Genomic DNA, 17746 nt, shown 5'->3' with positions numbered 1-17746 from the left:
CCCGCGAGCGCGGGATCCGCCAGACGGCTCACATCTGCTCCGGCGCCGAGACGCCGAGCAGCGCCAGGCCGTTGGCCAGGACGATCCGGGACGCCTCGACCAGCCAGAGCCGGGCCTGGGTGAGCTGCTCCGGCACCGGCTTCCCGGCGCGCGGCAGCACCTGGCAGGCGTCGTAGAACCGGTGGTACGTGCCGGCCAGTTCTTCAAGGTAGCGGGCGATCCGGTGCGGCTCGCGCAGTTCGGCGGCGGTGGCCACCACACCGGGGAACTCGCCGAGCGTCTTGATGAGATCGTTCTCCTTCTCGTGGCTGAGCAGCCCCGGGTCGAACTCGGCGCCCCGGGTCACCCCGAGCTGGACGGCCTGGCGCAGCAGCGAGGCGATCCGGGCGTGCGCGTACTGCACGTAGTAGACCGGGTTGTCGTTCGAGTGCTTGGTGATCACTTCGATGTCGAGGGTCAGCGGCGAGTCGGTGGAGGAGCGGGCCAGCGAGTAGCGGGCCGCGTCCACGCCGACCGCGTCGACGACCTCGTCCAGCGTGATGATGTTGCCGGCCCGCTTCGAGAGCCGGACCGGTACGCCGTTGCGGACCAGGTTGACGAGCTGGCCGATCAGGATCTCGATGTTGAAGTCGGGGTCGTCCCCGGCGCAGGCGGCGATCGCCCGGAGCCGGTTGACGTAGCCGTGGTGGTCGGCGCCGAGCAGGTAGACGCACTTGTCGAAGCCGCGCTCCCGCTTGTCGATGTAGTACGCCGAGTCGGCGGCGAAGTAGGTCAGCTCGCCGTTGCTGCGGATCAGCACCCGGTCCTTGTCGTCACCGAAGTCGGTGGTGCGCAGCCAGATGGCGCCGTCGGCGTCGTAGACGTGGCCCTGCTCACGCAGCCGGCCCAGGGCGTGCTCGACCGCGCCGCTGCTGTGCAGGGTGCGCTCGGAGAACCAGACGTCGAAGTGCACGCCGAACCGCTCCAGGCTGGCCCGCATCTCGTCCAGCATGAGCTGGTAGCCCCGGTCCCGGAAGACCGGCACCGCCTCCTCGGCCGGCAGGCCGGGCAGGTCGGGGCGCTCGGCGACGATCCGCTCGGCGATCTCGCTGACGTACTCGCCGGCGTAGCCCTCCTCGGGCGCCGGCTCACCCAGCGCCGCCGCCCGCAGCGACTGGCCGAACCGGTCGATCTGGGCGCCCGCGTCGTTGACGTAGTGCTCGCTGGTCACCTCGGCACCGGCGGCGGTGAGGATCCGCCGCAGCGAGTCGCCGACCGCCGCCCAGCGGGTGTGCCCGAGGTGGATCGGGCCGGTCGGGTTGGCCGAGACGAACTCGAGGTTGACCCGCTGCCCGCTGAGCCGGTCGCTGCGGCCGTACGCCTGACCGGCCTGGACCACCTCGCGGGCGAGCGCTCCGGCGGCGGCCGGGTCGAGCCGGAGGTTGAGGAAGCCGGGCCCGGCGATGTCGACCGACTTCACGCCCGGGGTCCGGGCCAGTTCCTCGGCGAGGGCGGTGGCCAGCTCCCGGGGCGGCAGCCCGACCCGCTTGGCCAACTGGAGCGCGATGTTGGAGGCGTAGTCGCCGTGCTCGGGGTTCCGGGGTCGCTCCAGCGGCACGGACTCGGGCAGTACCGAGTGATCCAGCTCACGCCGGTCGAAGACGGCGTGGGCGGCGGCGAGAACGGCCTCGGCGAGGTTGGCGGGAGTCACCGAACCATGCTAGCGGGGGTAGACTCGGTCACTCGGTGGCGACCCTGCGCGTGTGTGGCCCGCCATCCCCTGACCGACCGACCTGACGAGGGACCATGAGCATCAGCACCTCGGGCGGCGAACAACGCCGTCCGTCCGTGGTCAGCACCGGCAAGAAGGCGCCGGCCGGCGGTAAGCCCGCCGAGGGTGAGAAGGGGGCCGGGGCCAAGCCCGCGGGGACGGCCGCCAAGTCCGGCTCCACCGGCAGGTCCGGCTCCGGGGCCAAGTCCGGCTCCGGCGCCCGGGTGCCGGCCGGCCGCTCCGGCGGCGGGGGCGGGAAGAAGCCCCAGCAGCGGCGTCCGGTCACTCCGGTCAGGGTCAGCCAGGGCCGCTCGTGGGGTTCCATCGGTCTCTTCGTCGCGGTCGGCGTCGTCGCCGCCGCCATCATCGGGTACGGCGCGTACGCGGTGATCCAGAACGGCAAGAAGTGGGAGGACAAGGCGGCCGCGATCGACGGGATCGTGAACTTCCGGGAGAGCGACCCCTCGGCGGTGAACCCGCTGCCCGGCAAGGAGTCCCACGTGGCCGGCCCGCTCACCTACAAGATCAACCCGCCGGTCGGCAGCTCGCACAACATCGCCTGGCAGAACTGCATGGGCGACGTCTACGACGCGCCGATCGCCAACGAGCACGCGGTGCACAGCCTGGAGCACGGCGCGGTCTGGGTGACCTACCGGTCCGACCTCCCCGCCGACCAGGTCGAGCAGCTGGCCGGCAAGGTCCGGGGCAACGAGTTCATGATGATGAGCCCGGTGCAGAACCTCGACAAGCCGATCTCGTTGCAGGCCTGGGGCTACCAGCTCAAGCTCGACAGCCCCACCGACGGCCGGATCGACGACTTCATCGAGGCGCTGCGGCAGAACGCGACGATGGAGCCGCAGGCGACCTGCTCCGGCGGCATCACCGCCACCGGTACGACGCCACGGGACAACGTCCCCGGTGACCAGCAGCAGCAGCAGCCGGTGCCCCCGGCGGGCGGTTGATCGGCGTGACCACCGAACAGGGGGCGGTGGCGACCGCCGCCGCCCCGGATGACGAGGTCGCCGGCCGTGGCTCGGGTCGGCGGAGCGCCGGCACCGCCGCACTGGCCCTCGCCATCCTGCTGGGGCTGCTGCTCGGGTTCGCGGGCGGACTGCTCGCCCCGGGCCTGCTCCGCCCCGGCGACGGCTCGCCCGAGGCCGGGTTCGCCCGGGACATGTCGTCGCACCACGCCCAGGCCGTCGAGATGGCGATCCTCGCGCACGAGAAGGCCGCAGACCCGGACGTACGGGTCCTGGCGGCCGACATCGCGCTCACCCAGCAGGGTCAGATCGGTGTCATGCAGACCTGGCTGAAGGACTGGGGCCTGGGCCCGACCGGCCGCGAGCCCCGGATGGCCTGGATGCCGGACGCCGCCGGTGCGGTGAAGAACGGGCTGATGCCCGGCATGGCCACCGACGCCCAGCGGGCCGAGTTGCGGGCCGCCACCGGCCGTGACTTCGACGCCCTCTTCCTGAAGCTGATGCTCGACCACCACCTCGGCGGCATCCACATGGCCGAGGGCATCCTCGACCTCTCCGACGACGAGCAGGTGACCGAGATGGCCGAGTCCATGGTCGCCGGGCAGAAGAAGGAGATCGAGCTGGTCCGCAGCCTCCAGGGCCGGATCGGCACTCCCTGACCCGGGCCCACCCGATCCGCCTGATCCGGCGGCCGTTCCCCTCGGGGCGCGGCCGCCGGTTGCGTTACCGGTGCCGGAGGGTCACGCCTGTTAAGGGTGGACTTTGGCTACTTGCCCGGTTTGGCGAGCTTTCTCCATACATAACGTGACCAGTCAGGATCTGCCGTCGTTGTCCTAGACATGACGGTTGCTCTCCGGGACGGACGTCGCTCGGTCACCAGCTGGTGCCGTCGACACACCATCGGCGGGGACGGCGCGGTCGCGGCCGTCCGGCGAGGACAGCGGTCCGGCGAGGCGGGGACGCTCAGCCGCGACCAGGAACTCGAACTGATCGAGACGCTGCGCGGGTGCTATCCCGACCAGCTCGGACTGGACGACGAACTCTGGACCCGGCAGAGCGTCGCCAGCCTGGTACACCGCCGGTACGGGCTGCCGGTGGAGAGCAGCGAGGTCGGCGGCTACCTGCGGGCCTGGGGACTCGGCCCCCGCCAGCCCACCGACCGGGCCTGCGGACTCTGCGTCGACGCGGTGGCCCTGTGGGTGGAACGGGAGTACCCGGCGATCGTGCGCTCCGCCCAGGAGCACGGGGCCGAGCTGTGCTGGATCGGCCGTACCCGGCTGCACGGCGTGGTACCCGCCGCCGACGTCCTCTCCGCGGTCTCCGTACGCGGCCGGGTGCGGTTCCTCATCACCACCCCGAACGTCGACCCGGCCCTCCCCCGGGACTTCCTGCTCCGGCTCAGCGGAGCGGAGGGAGAGGCCGTACACGTCGTGGTCGACGGCTCCTGGACCCGGGCCGAGTGGCCCCGCCGACTACCGCCCCGAATCGTGCTGCACCCCCTTCCGAGCTGCGGCCGGTAGCGGGTTTCTCCCTGGTCCGTGGGGCGGGACCGACACGGCGGATACCGATTCGTGCCCGGGCGGCGATCCCTGCTACTCTTCCTGGGTCGCTGAGCCCCCGTAGCTCAGGGGATAGAGCACCGCCCTCCGGAGGCGGGGGCGCAGGTTCGAATCCTGCCGGGGGCACACTTGCTAAGAAACCTTTGACCAGCAGAGAAACGCCCTTGACCAGGCGAGACCCGGTCAGGGGCGTTCTTCGTGTGTCCGGCTGTGTCCGGCCGTCATCGGCCGTTGGCGAGCGTCCGTGCCGAATACGTACCGAGGTTCCCCGTTCCGCCTCGCGGGGCCGGCCGGGGGATGGCTTTCCCTGGGAGCCCGTGCCGAATTCAGAGCGTCGAGCCGATGGCGCGGTCCATGACGACCAGGCCGACTGCGGCGGCGAGTGCGAGCGTCGCGGGGATGAGGAAGACGAGGGGTAGGCCGGCGGCGGCGACGCCGAGGCCGCCGGCGAGACCGCCGAGGGCGGAACTGAGGGCGCTGGAGCTGAGGAAGATCGCCGACGCCGTCGCGACCGCGGTGGGTAGCAGGCGTTGGGCGACGATGATGCCGAGGGTCATGAAGGTGGCCCAGACGCCGCCCATGAGGGCCTGGCCGAGGAGGAGCCCGGCGGCGTCGCCGGTGGTGGCGAAGCAGATGTTCGCGGCGACACCGAGCCCGGCGGCGGCGGTCATGAGGCGGATCGTCCCGATCCTGCGGGCGGCGATCACGGCGACCGGCATGAGGACGAGTTCGACGAGCGGCTGGATGCCGATGATCGCTCCGCTCAGCGCGGGATCGAGTCGCAGGTGATCGTTCATGTAGATGGGCAGGTAGGCGTACTTGATCGGTTCTCCGGCGTAGACCAGGACGTACAGGCCGGTGAAGGTGAGCAGTGGCAACAGCGCCCTCACCGGTGGCCGGCGGTGGCCGGAGGCAGGCTTGTCGGCTGACGGGGCCGGGTGGGTGGCGGGGGTGCGCAGCGCGCCGAGCGGGACGACCTGGGCGAGGGTGCAGAGCCCGGTCACGACCAGCATGGTGCGCAGGTTCACCTCGGCGGCCAGGAACGATCCGGCGACCGGTCCGACCACCCAGCCGGCGGTGAGGGCCATCCGCACGATGGCGACCACGCCGTCGTTGCCCCGGTTCGGACGCAGGGTGGCCTCGTCGTGGATGGCGGCGAACAGTTGCGAGGTCGCGGCGCCGGCAAAGCCGAGCACGAGCGCGCTGATCGCGAACGGGATCCACAACTGTGTGGACAGCGCGATGCCGACCCAGCCGAGGAAGCCCGCGACGGCGCAGAGCCGGAACAGGCCCAGCCGCCGGCCGGTACGGTCCGAGCGGGCGCCGACCAGGTAGCCGGCGACCGGTGCGGTCAGGTTGGTCAGATAGAACAGGCCGGCCGTCGGCAGCGAGCTCTCCAGGTCGGTGACCAGGAACCGGGCGATCTGCGGAGCCGCGGCCGAGAACCCGACACCGGACAGGAACAGGGCGATCGTCGCCCCCCGGTAGAGCGGAGAGGCCAGCACGAGCCGCACCGGCGCGTCGTCGGCGACCTCGCCCTGCGACGGCGTCGCCAGTTCGGGTTCGCCCATCGGTCCCGCCCTCCTGTCCGTCCGCCTCGCCCCGCTCGGCGGAGCGGATAGGGACCGGACGCTAGACGCGGGAGCGCTCCCAGCACCAGGATCCGACGTCAGCAGGATCCGCTGCGCGGCCCGGTAGGCGTCCTCGCGGCGGAACTGGCCGACGTCGCCGATGTCCGCCAGGCCGAACTCGCGGGCGGCCCGCGAGTATCCGGTCCGGCGGTCGATCGCGCACGTCCTCCAGGGTCACCTTCGACCGAGCCGCGACACGTCTCACCCAGCCATCGTCTCGCACGGTCCCGGTGTCGGCGACACCTCACCGCACTCGACCCCGACCAGGAGGACGTCCGGTCAGGGGCTGCTGTTCAGGGGAATCTCGGGGTCGGCTGCGTTCCACCCGGCCGGTCGAGCCGGGCATACTGGGGCACCGGTACCCAGCGAAAGTGAGCCGTGGCCGCCCCGATAGACGGATACCTCGCCGAACTCGACCGTGCCCTGCGAGGGCCACGGCGGGTCAAGAGCGGCCTGCTCCGGGAGGCCCGGGACAGTCTGGTGGACGCGACCGAGGCGTACGCGGAGCTCGGTCTGCCACCCGAGGCGGCGGCCCGCCGCGCGGTGCACGACTTCGGTGAGGTCTCCCGGATCGCCCCCGGATACCAGGCCGAACTCGCGCTCGCCCAGGGCCGGCGAACGGCGCTGCTGGCCTTCGGCATTCTCGTCGCGCAGCCGCCGATCTGGCACCTGGTCGCCTGGCAGGCGGCCGAACCCGACCCGATGCCCGGGCTGGCCGGCGTGCTCGACGTGCTGGTGAGCTGGCTGGGGATGCTGGCCGTGGTGGTCGCGCTGCTCGCCGTCTGGGCCTCCGGCACCGGGGTACGTCGACTCGGCACCAACCCCCGGCACATCCGGCTCACCGGCATCTTCGCCTTCGCCGTGGCGGGCACCTTCAGCACGATCGGCCTGATGCTCGCGCTCGTCAGCCCGATCACCGGACCGATGGGTCTGGTCCGGTTGCCGATCGCCGTGGTCGTGCTGATCCTGCCGATGCTCCTGGTGGCCCGCAACGGGGCACGCTGCCTCGCGACGGCCCGCGCGGCGACCTCCCGCTGATCCCGCACTGCCATCGATCCCGCCCCGCCACTGACCCCCTGCCGCTGATCCCGCGCTGCCGCTGAGACCCCGCCCCTAGGGCAGAACCCTCGCTGTCCAGCTTGGACACCCGCACCGCTCCCGTCGTCTCTCGCACGCCACCCCTGCGCCGCTCCGCGCCCCGGCGAGCCGTCGCCGCTTATGTAGTTATGCTACATGTAGATTGCTAACCCATCGACGAGCGGTGCGCGGAGCGAGCAGCGGGCGGACCCGAGAACGCGAGGAGAGCGGACAATGCACACCGAATCAACTCCGGCCGAGCGGCCCGACGGCAAGGCACCGCCGGACCGGTCGGGCCGGGCCGGGGCGGCCAGGGCCGGCTTCTTCGCCCGGGTGGCCGGCTGGGCGTACCGGCGGCGCTGGGCCGCCCTGCTGAGCTGGGTCGTCGTGCTGGTCGGCCTCGCCGTGGCGGCCCAGGCGGTCGGCGCGGACTACCACAACGACCACTCGCTGCCCGGCACCGAGTCACAGGCCGCCACCGACACGCTCCGGGAACACGGTTCACGGCAGACGGCGGGCAGCCTCCAGATCGTCCTGCACCACCCCGGCGGCATCGGCACCGCCGAGGTCCGGCAACGCGTCGAGCCGATGCTCGGCCAGGTACGCGCGATGGCCTCGGTGGCCGAGCTGACCAGCCCGTACGACGCCCCGCAGGCGGTCTCCGCCGACGGCACCATCGGGTACGCCACGGTCACCCTGGACAGACCCAGCGAGGAGGTACCGGCGCAGGACGTACGGGCCGTCATCGAGACCGCCCAGGCGGCAGCCGGGGACGGGCTGCGGGTGGAGTTGGCCGGTGACCCGGTCCGGGCCGCCCAGGAGTCCGAGGGTGGCGCGGCGGAGGGCGCCGGCCTGCTGGCGGCCCTGGTCATCCTGGTGATCCTCTTCGGTTCCCTGCTCGCCGCCGCGCTGCCGATCGGGATCGCGATCTTCGCGGTGGGCAGCACCCTCAGCCTGGTCGTACTCGCCTCGCACGTCGCGACGATCGCCGACTACACCGCCCCGCTGATGGCGCTGGTCGGGCTCGGCGTCGGCATCGACTACGCGCTGCTGGTCTTCTCCCGCTTCCGGTCCGAGCTGCTGGGCGGCGCCGACCGGGCCACCGCCACCCGGATCGCCCTGGACAGCGCCGGCCGTACCGTCTTCTTCGCCGCCTGCACCGTGGTGATCGCCCTGCTCGGCCTCGTCGTCCTCGGCCTCGGCTCGCTCCAGGGCGTGGCCGTGGCGGTGGCGCTGACGGTGCTGGTCACCATGCTCGCCTCGCTGACCCTGCTCCCGGCGCTGCTGGGGATCGTCGGCGGCCGCGTCGAGCGCGCCGTCCGGCGCCGCGCCGAGCGGGCCAAGCGGGCCGAGGGCACGGGGTGGCGGCGCTGGTCCGGGTTCGTGCAGCGCCGCCCCTGGCTGGCCCTGCTGCTCCCCACAGCGCTGCTGGTGCTGCTCGCGGTACCCGCCCTGGACATGCGGCTGGGCTTCGCCGACGCCGGCAGCGACGCGCCGACCTCGACCAGCCGGCAGGCGTACGACCTGATCTCGACCGGGTTCGGCCCGGGGCAGAACGGTCCACTGGTGGTGGTGGTCGAGGGCGGCCAGCCGGCGGCGACCGAGGTGGGCAGCGCCCTGGCCGGGGCGGCCGGGGTCGCGACGGTCACCCCGCCGTTCCCGGCACCCGACGGGCAACTGCACACGCTGCTGCTCTTCCCCACCTCCGCCCCGCAGGACGCGGCCACGATGGACCTGGTGGAGCGGCTCCGCACCGAGGTGCTGCCGCCGGTGGAGCGGAACACCGGCGTGCAGGTGTCGATCGGCGGCGGTACGGCGGCGGCGGTCGACTTCGCCGACGCGGTCTCCGACCGGCTCCCGCTCTTCGTGGTCGTGGTGGTGGGGCTGTCGGCGCTGCTGCTGGTACTCGTCTTCCGTTCCCTGCTCATCCCGGTCAAGGCGGCGCTGCTCAACCTGCTCAGCGTGGCCAGCGCGCTCGGCGTGATCACCTACGTGTTCCAGTACGGCAACCTGGGCGTCCAGCCCGGTCCCGTCGAGGCGTTCGTACCCGTACTGATCTTCGCGATCGTCTTCGGGCTCTCGATGGACTACGAGGTCTTCCTGGTGTCCCGGATGCACGAACACTGGGAGCGGCACCGCGACGCCTCCGGCGCGATCCGGGAGGGTCTGGCCACCACCGGGCGGGTGGTGACGGCCGCCGCCGCCATCATGATCGTGGTCTTCAGCGCCTTCCTCTTCGACCCGGGCCGGATGCTGCAACAGTTCGGGCTCGGCCTGGCGGTCGCGATCTTCGTGGACGGCTTCGTCATCCGCTGCCTGATCCTGCCCGCGGTGATGCAGCTCTTCGGCGCCCGCGCCTGGTGGCTGCCGTCCTGGCTCGGCCGCTGGCTGCCCCGGGTCGCCCTCGAACGCCCCGAGCCGGCCACCCGGGCCGCGACCGGGACGCCGAGGTCCACTCTGGTCTGACCGGCGGCGTCGTCCGGGCCGGACGGTCCCACCACCTCCGGCCCGGACCCACCACCTCCGGCCCGGACGGCGTGCCGCGCTCCGGATTACGATCGGGCGCGTGCGAGAGCCGCTGACCATCGCCGTCGCCCAGCCGGGCTGCCTGGCGTACGACGTGCCGGCGAACGCCGATGCCCACGCCGAGGCGGTCCGGGCCGCCCGGACCCGGGTGGTGGTCTTTCCCGAGATGTCGCTCACCGGGTACGAGTTCGACGCCGCGCCGGTCGACGCCGACGACCCCCGGCTCGCCCCGATCGTGGCGGCCTGCGCGGAGACCGGCGCGGTGGCCCTGGTCGGTGCCCCGGTGCCGGGCCGGCCGGGAGGACGGCCGCAGATCGGCGTCCTCGCCGTCGACGGCGACGGCGCCCGGGTGGCGTACCGGAAGATGTGGCTGGGCGGGGCCGAGCCGGAGCATTTCGCTCCCGGTGAGGCACCGGCGGTGGTCGAGGTGGCCGGCTGGCGGCTCGGGCTCGCGGTCTGCAAGGACACCGGGGTACCCCGGCACGCGGCCGACACCGCCGCGCTCGGCATCGACGCGTACGTCGCGGGCGCGCTGGACTCGGCGGCGCAGTGGCACGTGCAGCAGGAGCGGGCCCGCCGGGTCGCCGCCGCCCACCGGGTCTGGGTGGCGATCGCCAGCTTCGCCGGCCGTACCGGCGGCGGTTACACCGACGCCGCCGGACGGTCGAGGATCTGGGCTCCGGACGGCGGGGTGGTCGCCGAGGCCGGACCCGAGCCGGGCGCCCTCGCCACGGCGACCCTCGGCTGACCGGGGCCGGCGACGAACTCCTCGAACCCGCCGCCCCCGTACTCCCGGGCGGGCGACGGACAGGGCACTCCGCTCCGCTAGGCCCGTCCCGCCGGGCGTGTACCGGCCGCACCGCCGAGCTGCTCCCCCAGCCCGGTACGCAGGTAGCGCAGCCGCCGGCCGACCCGCTCGCCGACCACCAGACCGGCGTCCCGCAGCGTGGTCAGGTGGTGCGAGGCGGTCGCCGGGGCCAGCCGCAGGGCGTCGGCCACCTCGCCGGTGCTGTGCGGCACCGCCAGCAGGGTCAGCACCGCCGCCCGGGTCGGGCCGAGCAGCGCGGCCAGGGCCGGCGGAGGGGGCTCGGCTGGCGGAGGCGGCTCGGCCGACACCCCCGGTCCGGCCGGTACCGGCGCCGCCCAGAGCCGCCCGTACCCCCGGGGCGGATACCAGAGCGCCCGGCCGGTGGGCGTGTCGGTGACCGGGTAGAGCATCGGGCCGGCGAACCCGGCCGGCAGCAGGGTCAGCGAGTGCCCGTCCAGGCCCCACCGCCGCTCCTTGGCCGAACCGAGCAGCAGCGCCGTACCGTCCCAGTCCAGTTCCGGGTGCAGGCCGCGCAGCAGCGCCCGGGGGCCGCGCTCGGCGGCGGTCAGCGCCCGGTGCGCGATCTCACCCTCGGCGGCCGCCCGCAGCCGGGGCCAGACCGGCGCGATCGCCAGCCCGAAGTACCGCCGGATCTCCCGGACCAGCTCGGCCAGGCCGCCGGCCGGGTCGGTGCCGAACCGGACGATCTCCGGCGGCGCCGGGTGCCCGGCCCAGGTCCGGTGCACCTCGGCGGCGACCACGTCCAGCGCCGTGCCGGCGATCACCCGCAGTTCCTCGTCCAGCGTCGGCCGGGCGGTGGCCGGCACCGGGGTGAGGAAGTCCGGCACCTGGCAGGTCGGTGCGGCGGCCAGCGCCCGGAGGGTACCCAGCGAAGCGTCGGCGAGCGCCGGCAGGACGCTCTGCCGCCAGCCGGCGTACATCCAGAACCTGGCCGGCCGGTCCAGCACGAAGAGGCTGGTCAGCACCTCGACCATCGGCGAGTGCGCGAACCTGAGCCGGGCCAGGTCGGCCGGGGCGAACTCGATCCGCAGCATGCTGCCATTCGAGCACGCTCGAACGGCTCCCGACCAGCCGGAACCCGGACGTACCGTCCCCGGCATGGAATACACCCACCTCGGCCGGACCGGCCTGACCGTCAGCCGGGTCTGCCTCGGCACGATGAACTTCGGCTGGCAGCTCGACGAGGAGCAGAGCCACCTCGTCCTGGACCGGGCGTACGACGAGGGGATCAACTTCGTCGACACCGCCGACATGTACGGCCGGGAGGACGGCGACGGCCTGACCGAGCGGTTCATCGGGCGGTGGTTCGGCCAAACCGGCCGGCGGGACCGGATCGTCCTCGCCACCAAGGTCTACGCCCCGATGAGCGACTGGCCCAACGACGGCGGTCTCTCCGCCCGGCACATCGTCGCCGCCTGCGACGCCTCGCTGCGCCGGCTCGGCACCGACTGGATCGATCTCTACCAGATGCACCACGTGCAGCGGGAGACGCCGTGGGAGGAGATCTGGCAGGCGATGGAGACCCTGGTGATGCAGGGCAAGATCCGGTACGTCGGCTCGTCCAACTTCGCCGGCTGGCACCTGGCCCGGGCCCAGGCCGCCGCCGACCGGCGCCACTTCCTCGGCCTCGTCTCCGAGCAGTGCAGGTACAACCTGCTCACCCGGTTCGTGGAGCTGGAGGTGGTGCCGGCGGCGATCGACCTCGGCATCGGGATCCTGCCCTACTCCCCGCTGCACTTCGGCGCGCTCTCCGGAGCGATCCGCAAGATCCGGGACGGGGTTCCCGGCCGGAGCGTGCTGCACGCCGCCGAGCGGGTGGAGCCGCACCGGGCGGCCCTGACCGGGTACGAGAAGCTCTGCGCCGAGCTGGGCGAGGAGCCGACCACCGTCGCGCTGGCCTGGCTGCTGTCCCGTCCCGGCGTCACCGCGCCGATCGTCGGCCCCAGGTCGGCCGACCAGCTCGACCTGGCGGTGCGCGCGGTGCGGACCACGCTCGACCCCGGCACCCTGACCCGACTCGACGAGCTGTTTCCACCGGTCGGCTCCGGCGGGCCGGGCCCGGAGGCGTGGGCCTGGTGAACCGGCGACGGCCGAGGCGTGCGGCTCCGGACCACCGGCGGCGGACGCACTCCGGGCGACCGGCGACGCGGGGCGCCGGTCGCCCGGGAAGCCCCGGCCGGGTGGGCGGGTTCAGCCGGACGGGTGGCGGCGGGCGGCTTTCCGGCCCCTGCGGCGGCGGGCGTAGCAGAGTCGAGCACGGAGGAGCCGACCCGGTCCCACCCGACGACCCGCGCCGAAGGGAATCGAGAGCATGGCCAAGACGTGGCTGATCACCGGGAGTTCCCGGGGCCTGGGCCGGGCGCTCAGCCAGGAGGTGCTGGACCGGGGTGACAACCTCCTCGCCACCGCCCGGCAGCCCGAGCAGCTCGACGACTTCGTCAGCCGGTACGGCGACCAGGTGCGGCCGTACGCCCTCGACGTCACCGACCCGGAGGCCGCCCGGGCGGCGGTACGGACCGCCGTGGAGACCTTCGGCGGCCTGGACGTGGTTGCCAACAACGCCGGGTACGCCAACAGCGCGCCGATCGAGGAGATGGCCGAGGAGGACTTCCGGGCACAGGTCGAGACGAACCTCTTCGGCGTCGTCAACGTCACCCGGGCGGCCCTGCCGGTGCTGCGGGCGCGCCGCTCCGGGCACTTCCTCCAGTTCTCCTCCGTCGGCGGACGGGTCGGCGGGACGCCGGGGCTCGGCGCCTACCAGGCCGCCAAGTTCGCCGTGGAGGGCTTCTCCGAGGTGCTCTACAACGAGGTCAGGCCCTTCGGCATCCGGGTCACCATCGTCGAGCCCGGCGCCTTCCGTACCGACTGGGGCGGTGCGTCGATGCGGATGGCCGAGGTGGGCGAGGACTACCAGCAGACCGTCGGGCGGCTGCACGCGCTGCGCCGCGACATGGACGGTCAGCAGGCCGGCGACCCGGAACGGGCCGCCCGGGTGATCGCCGACCTCGTCGGGCTCGCCGTACCGCCGCTGCGGCTGCTGCTCGGCTCCGACGCGCTGCGGCTGGCCGAGGAGTCGGCCCGGTTCCGCTCCCGGGAGGCCACCGCCTGGGCCGACGTCAGCCGGAGCACCGACTACGACAGCAGCACCGACTTCGCGAAGACGCCGGTCGCGGCGATGCTCGCACCGCGCAGTCCGAACTGATCCGAGAGGCGCTGCCGCCGTACCCGGCGGGGCTGGTGATCGCGACCAGGGTCGACCCGCTCCGGGATGCCACCGGCATGCCGTCCGGCGAGGCGACCGTCGACCTGCGCCTCGGCGCCGAGGACCTCGCCGAGCTGACCCGGGAGGACGGCGCCGGCCGGGACCCCGCCGAGTAGCCCCGCGCCGGGTCGGCAGAAACTGATGCCGACGGATGGCCTGACATCCACAGGGGACGTACGCTCGGACGACGCAAGTTCCACGACGAGCGTCGACCCCTCGGACGGCGGAAGGTCACCGAATGAGAACCAGACGCACCATCGCCGTGGCGGCCGCCACGGCGGTGCTCACCGTGCTGTCGCTGTCGCTGGCACCGGCGAGCCAGGCCGCGACGGCCCGTTACCCGCACCTCGACCCGGGCGGCCAGCCACGGCTGACCGAACGGGTACCGGTCAACGTGGTCTTCGTCGGCTACGAGCCGGACCAGGTGCCCCGCTCGGCGTACCAGGCGGAACTGCCGCGCGGCTACGAACCGGTGGTCCGGTCCCGGCTGATGTACGACGTCCGGGAGAAGCTGGGCCTGCACTACACATACGACTACCGGATCAGCTACGCCGACCGGCGGTACGAGGACCGGTTCTTCGGCGAGCTGAAGCGGCTGGCCCGGCCGGCCCCGTTGACCGCGCTCCAGTCGGAGTACAACGCGCAGCAGCGCAACGTCCTCGACATCACCGGCAACCACCACATCGACGCGCCGAGCGTCGAGCGGTGGCTGGCCAAACATCCCCCGTCCGGAGTGGACACCCGACGGAACACCGTCTTCCTGATCAACTGGTACGGGCGGTCCGACTTCCGGTTCCACGTCTACACCAAGACCAACGAGCCGGACCCGGACACCGGATACAACTTCGGCGTCGAACGCGAGAGTCGCAAGATCATCGCCTGGGGCGGTACCACGGCGCGGGACGAGGAGGACGGGCTCGGCTCCACCCGTCGGGTCTGGTTCCACGACCTGTCGGCCGGCCCGGAGTCCTGGACCTCCAACTGGAACGTCGACGAGCGGGACCTCGACGGCAACGGCGTCGAGGACTACCGGATGCCGCCGACCTGGGAATACACCGCCGGTGGCTACCGGGCACCCGACCGGCTCGCCGGTGACCTCGGCCTGATCACCCGGTACGTCGCACTGAACCTGCTCTTCACCAGCTCGCCGCTCTACCCGGCGGAGCTGCCCACGGCGCAGCCGCCGCGCTCGATCAACCTGGACAGCAACGTCTACGAGGGCTGGCCGGGCGTGGACGCCTCGAAGACCTACGTCAAGCCGGACCTGCTCCTCGCCGAGCTGCGCGAGCTGCGCTGGCGCAACAGGCTCGACCACGACAGCCAGGACCTCCCGTTCACCGGTGAGGCCGAGCGCTGCTACCGGCTGGCGGTCGAGGAGGACGTCTCCTGCTATCCGGAGACCGGCTTCCCCGGCTTCGCCAACTTCTATCTCCAGAACCGCAAGGAGCTGGCCCGTACCCAGGACGACCAGGGCCGGGTCGACTACGAGCTGCCGATGTTCAGCTACGCGGTACCGGAGGGCACCATCACCCCGGCCCTCGGCTTCGCCGACGACAACTACGTCGACGGCACCCAGACGTACGTCTTCGGGTTCATCTCGCCGGAGATCGTGGAGTCCGGGTACGGGCTGACCACCACACTCATCCACGAGGTGGGCCACCATCTCGGGATGAGCCACCCGCACGACGGGTACGACAGCGCGTCCGGAGTGGACTACGGTCCGGCCGACGAGTTCTATTTCGTCGGCGCGGGCGACCAGACCAACTCGATGATGAGCTACATCGACCTCAACTGGGACTTCAGCCAGTTCGACCACGACAACAGCGACCGGTTCCTGACGGCGGCGTACAACGAGGCGGCCAACCGGCTCGCCGCGGACGTCCTCGACTCGCCCCGTGCGCACCGGGCCCAGGACGAGTTGGCGGCGGCGGACCGGCTGCTCGGCCGGGCCAAGGCGGCGCTGGCCGGCCACGAGTACGCCGCCGCGCACGCCTACGCCGACCAGGCGTACGGCGAGGTGGTCGACGGCGCCCGGCAGGCGGGCGTGCCGACCGACCGGGTCGCGGCGCAGATGACGGCGGAGGCGAAGGCCGCCCGGACCAGCGTCGAGGCGGACCACCCGCACGAGTTCATCGACAGTCTCGACCCGGAGGGGCCGCGCGCCCAGCCCTGACCGACCGGCGGGGGTACGGCGGGCGGGTCCGCCCGCCGTACCCCCGGTTCCGGCCCGGCGAAACCCGGTCGTGACGGTGTCGACGATCGAGCAGGATGGCAGGGTGAGCAGGCGGCTGAGGGCGATCGCCCAGGAGACGGTGGCGGCGCTGGACCGGGGGTCCTACCGGACCGGCCAGGGCGGGCAGGTGGCCATCGCCGCCGAGGTGGCCCGGGCGGTCGCCGGCACCCGGCTGCTGCTGCCCGACGCACCGCTGCGCACGCCGGAGCCGCTGCCCGAGCCGCCCGCGATCGAGGTGACCGGGGAGTCCAGCCTGGCGGCGTGCCGCCGGCTCGACGGCGACCGGGCCTGCCTGGTCTTCGCCTCGGCCCGCAATCCCGGCGGCGGCTTCCTCAACGGCGCCCAGGCCCAGGAGGAGAGCATCGCCCGCGCCTCGGCGCTCTACCCGTGTCTCCGGGCCGCCTGGGACTTCTACCTCGCGCACCGGGCCGACCCGGACCTCGGCTACAGCGACCGGGTCGTCTACTCGCCGCAGGTACCCGTGTTCCGGGACGACGCGGGCGTCCCGCTGGCGGCGCCGTACCCGGTCTCGTTCCTGACCTCGGCGGCGCCCAACCTCTCCGCGATGCGGCGCAACCAGCCCGACCGGGTCGCCGACGTCCCGGCCCTGCTGCGCCGGCGCGCCGCCCGGATACTCGCGGTGGCCGCCGGTCACGGGCACCGGCAGCTCGTCCTCGGCGCGTGGGGTTGCGGCGTCTTCGGCAACGACCCGGCGACCGTGGCGACGGCCTTCGCCGAGGCGCTGCGGGAGAGCCCGTGGTTCGAGCGGGTGGTCTTCGCCGTACTCGACCGGGGGCGCGGCGAGCCGACCCGAACCGCGTTCCGGCGGGTCTTCGACCGGACCGGTGTCGGCGAGTCCACCTAGGATCCCGGTGTGCCCGAGACCGACGGCTGCGCCGGCCCAGGCTTGATATCCTGGTCGGCGTACCGCACCGGTGGCGGAGTCTCCCAGTTCGCGTCGTGTCCACGCGTGGAGGTCCGCAGATGTCGTCCATTTCGGTGCGCCGGTTCGCCCGCTCCGACCGGGAACAGGTGACCACCCTGGTCAACGCGCACATCGGTGCCGTGCTCCCCAACGTCTCCGTCTCGGTGCAGGGGCTGCTCAGCCAACTCGAACGCGAGCCCGGCGAGTTCGTCGTCGACCCCTGGGTGGCCGAGCGGGTGGCGCTGGTCGCCGAGCAGCGGGGCCGGATCGTGGCGGCGGCGCTGCTGCTGCGCTACCGGCGCGACGAGGACGTCGCACGGCGGTACCGGGGGGCCGGTGAGATCCGCTGGCTGGTCTGCTGGCCGGAGGCGCCGTACCGGCCGGACGCCTCGGAGGCCGGTGACCTGCTCGCCGCCGCCTGCCTCGCCCAGCTCGCCCGCTGGAACGCCAGCCCCCGGTACGCCGACGGCGCCCTGCCGGCACCCGGCGTCTACGGCGTACCCGAGCAGTGGCCGCACGTCGCCGCGATCTACCGGCGGGCCGGGTTCCGCGCCGAGGGGCGTACCGAGATCGTGCTGGTGGCCGACGTCGCCGACCTGCTGCGCCCCGGTCCCCCGCCACTGCCGGGGCTGGCCCCGCGCCGAACCGTCGGCGGCAACGGCACCCGCATCTCGGCGGTACGCGACGAGGCCGTGCTCGGCTTCGTCGAGGTGGACACCAACCTGGACACCGGCGCCCGGATGTCCCGGCTCGGCGGCTGGGCGGACGTCGGGGAGCTGTGGGTCGCCGAGTCGCACCGGCGGCAGGGGGTGGGCGGCTGGTTGCTCGGCCAGGCCGCCGCGTGGCTCCGGCTGGGCGAGGTGACCCGGCTGCTCGACTACGCCGACGCCGACCAGGGCGACTACCTCGCCTTCCTGGCCGCCGCCGGCTTCAGCACGGTGACCCGGACGGTCCGCGAACTCGTCTGCTGACCG

Annotated in this window: 15 protein-coding genes and 1 tRNA gene; 13 read left to right on the top strand and 3 right to left on the bottom strand. The window is 73.1% G+C overall.

Features of this window, described 5'->3' with window-relative positions:
- Positions 1–28: 28 nt before the first annotated feature.
- Positions 29–1690 (bottom strand): arginine--tRNA ligase, encoded by a 1662-nt coding sequence (gene argS / locus C6361_RS20505; protein WP_107268692.1) that lies wholly within the window; start codon positions 1688–1690, stop codon positions 29–31.
- Between the two features lie 95 nt (positions 1691–1785).
- Here argS and C6361_RS20500 point away from each other — a divergent pair, with 95 nt between their 5' ends.
- The 4 genes from C6361_RS20500 (at position 1786) to C6361_RS20485 (ending at position 4415) form a co-directional block, all read left to right on the top strand.
- Positions 1786–2712 carry a DUF3105 domain-containing protein gene (locus C6361_RS20500; protein ID WP_107268691.1) on the top strand — a complete coding sequence of 309 codons (927 nt, stop codon included), beginning with the start codon at positions 1786–1788 and terminating at the stop codon, positions 2710–2712.
- Positions 2713–2738: 26 nt separating this feature from the next.
- Positions 2739–3389, top strand: a complete 651-nt coding sequence (locus C6361_RS20495; RefSeq protein ID WP_369931444.1) for a DUF305 domain-containing protein — start codon at positions 2739–2741, stop codon at positions 3387–3389.
- Positions 3390–3569: 180 nt separating this feature from the next.
- Positions 3570–4250 carry a winged helix-turn-helix domain-containing protein gene (locus C6361_RS20490; RefSeq protein WP_107268689.1) on the top strand — a complete coding sequence of 227 codons (681 nt, stop codon included), beginning with the start codon at positions 3570–3572 and terminating at the stop codon, positions 4248–4250.
- Between the two features lie 93 nt (positions 4251–4343).
- Positions 4344–4415 (top strand) — tRNA-Arg (locus tag C6361_RS20485).
- A gap of 200 nt (positions 4416–4615) precedes the next feature.
- Here the strand turns inward: C6361_RS20485 and C6361_RS20480 are convergent.
- Positions 4616–5860: an MFS transporter gene (locus C6361_RS20480; protein WP_107268688.1), complete on the bottom strand. Its 1245-nt coding sequence runs from the start codon at positions 5858–5860 to the stop codon at positions 4616–4618.
- A 438-nt stretch (positions 5861–6298) separates the two neighbouring features.
- On the opposite strand from C6361_RS20480, the gene C6361_RS20475 reads away from it, so the two are divergent.
- The 3 genes from C6361_RS20475 (at position 6299) to C6361_RS20465 (ending at position 10271) form a co-directional block, all read left to right on the top strand.
- Positions 6299–6958, top strand: coding sequence for a permease prefix domain 1-containing protein (locus C6361_RS20475; RefSeq protein ID WP_199853028.1), 660 nt, complete (start codon positions 6299–6301; stop codon positions 6956–6958).
- Positions 6959–7231: 273 nt separating this feature from the next.
- Positions 7232–9463: an MMPL family transporter gene (locus C6361_RS20470; protein ID WP_107268687.1), complete on the top strand. Its 2232-nt coding sequence runs from the start codon at positions 7232–7234 to the stop codon at positions 9461–9463.
- Between the two features lie 100 nt (positions 9464–9563).
- Positions 9564–10271 (top strand): carbon-nitrogen hydrolase family protein, encoded by a 708-nt coding sequence (locus C6361_RS20465; RefSeq protein ID WP_107268686.1) that lies wholly within the window; start codon positions 9564–9566, stop codon positions 10269–10271.
- Between the two features lie 77 nt (positions 10272–10348).
- On the opposite strand, the gene C6361_RS20460 is transcribed toward C6361_RS20465, so the two are convergent.
- On the bottom strand, positions 10349–11386 hold the full coding sequence (locus C6361_RS20460) for a helix-turn-helix domain-containing protein (RefSeq protein WP_159079395.1): 1038 nt from the start codon (positions 11384–11386) through the stop codon (positions 10349–10351).
- Between the two features lie 64 nt (positions 11387–11450).
- Between C6361_RS20460 and C6361_RS20455 the strand changes: the two genes are divergently transcribed.
- The 6 genes from C6361_RS20455 to C6361_RS20435 all read left to right on the top strand — a co-directional run bounded on the left by C6361_RS20455 (position 11451) and on the right by C6361_RS20435 (position 17743).
- A complete protein-coding gene (locus tag C6361_RS20455; protein WP_107268684.1) occupies positions 11451–12431 on the top strand; it encodes an aldo/keto reductase in 981 nt (326 codons plus the stop codon).
- Positions 12432–12663: 232 nt separating this feature from the next.
- A complete protein-coding gene (locus tag C6361_RS20450; protein ID WP_107260514.1) occupies positions 12664–13554 on the top strand; it encodes an oxidoreductase in 891 nt (296 codons plus the stop codon).
- Positions 13555–13589: 35 nt separating this feature from the next.
- Entirely contained in the window at positions 13590–13730 is a 141-nt protein-coding gene (locus C6361_RS37090) for a hypothetical protein (RefSeq protein WP_159079394.1), read from the top strand.
- A 122-nt stretch (positions 13731–13852) separates the two neighbouring features.
- Positions 13853–15787 (top strand): hypothetical protein, encoded by a 1935-nt coding sequence (locus tag C6361_RS20445; protein WP_159079393.1) that lies wholly within the window; start codon positions 13853–13855, stop codon positions 15785–15787.
- 103 nt (positions 15788–15890) lie between these two features.
- The gene (locus C6361_RS20440; protein ID WP_107268682.1) at positions 15891–16712 is read left to right on the top strand and encodes a TIGR02452 family protein; all 822 of its coding nucleotides are present in this window, start codon (positions 15891–15893) and stop codon (positions 16710–16712) included.
- A gap of 119 nt (positions 16713–16831) precedes the next feature.
- On the top strand, positions 16832–17743 hold the full coding sequence (locus tag C6361_RS20435; protein WP_107268681.1) for a GNAT family N-acetyltransferase: 912 nt from the start codon (positions 16832–16834) through the stop codon (positions 17741–17743).
- The last annotated feature ends 3 nt before the right edge of the window (positions 17744–17746 follow it).

Source organism: Plantactinospora sp. BC1 (genome assembly GCF_003030345.1).
Lineage (GTDB): Bacteria > Actinomycetota > Actinomycetes > Mycobacteriales > Micromonosporaceae > Plantactinospora.
The sequence above is the reverse complement of the archived record's forward strand: the minus strand, read 5'-3'. Positions and strand labels throughout refer to the sequence as shown.

Coding starts and splice junctions, on each gene's coding strand:
- C6361_RS20500 (WP_107268691.1), top strand. CDS start 1,786: ATGAGCATCAGCACCTCGGGCGGCGAACAACGCCGTCCGTCCGTGGTC.
- C6361_RS20490 (WP_107268689.1), top strand. CDS start 3,570: ATGACGGTTGCTCTCCGGGACGGACGTCGCTCGGTCACCAGCTGGTGC.
- C6361_RS20480 (WP_107268688.1), bottom strand. CDS start 5,860: ATGGGCGAACCCGAACTGGCGACGCCGTCGCAGGGCGAGGTCGCCGAC.
- C6361_RS20470 (WP_107268687.1), top strand. CDS start 7,232: ATGCACACCGAATCAACTCCGGCCGAGCGGCCCGACGGCAAGGCACCG.
- C6361_RS20460 (WP_159079395.1), bottom strand. CDS start 11,386: ATGCTGCGGATCGAGTTCGCCCCGGCCGACCTGGCCCGGCTCAGGTTC.
- C6361_RS20455 (WP_107268684.1), top strand. CDS start 11,451: ATGGAATACACCCACCTCGGCCGGACCGGCCTGACCGTCAGCCGGGTC.
- C6361_RS20450 (WP_107260514.1), top strand. CDS start 12,664: ATGGCCAAGACGTGGCTGATCACCGGGAGTTCCCGGGGCCTGGGCCGG.
- C6361_RS20445 (WP_159079393.1), top strand. CDS start 13,853: ATGAGAACCAGACGCACCATCGCCGTGGCGGCCGCCACGGCGGTGCTC.
- C6361_RS20435 (WP_107268681.1), top strand. CDS start 16,832: ATGTCGTCCATTTCGGTGCGCCGGTTCGCCCGCTCCGACCGGGAACAG.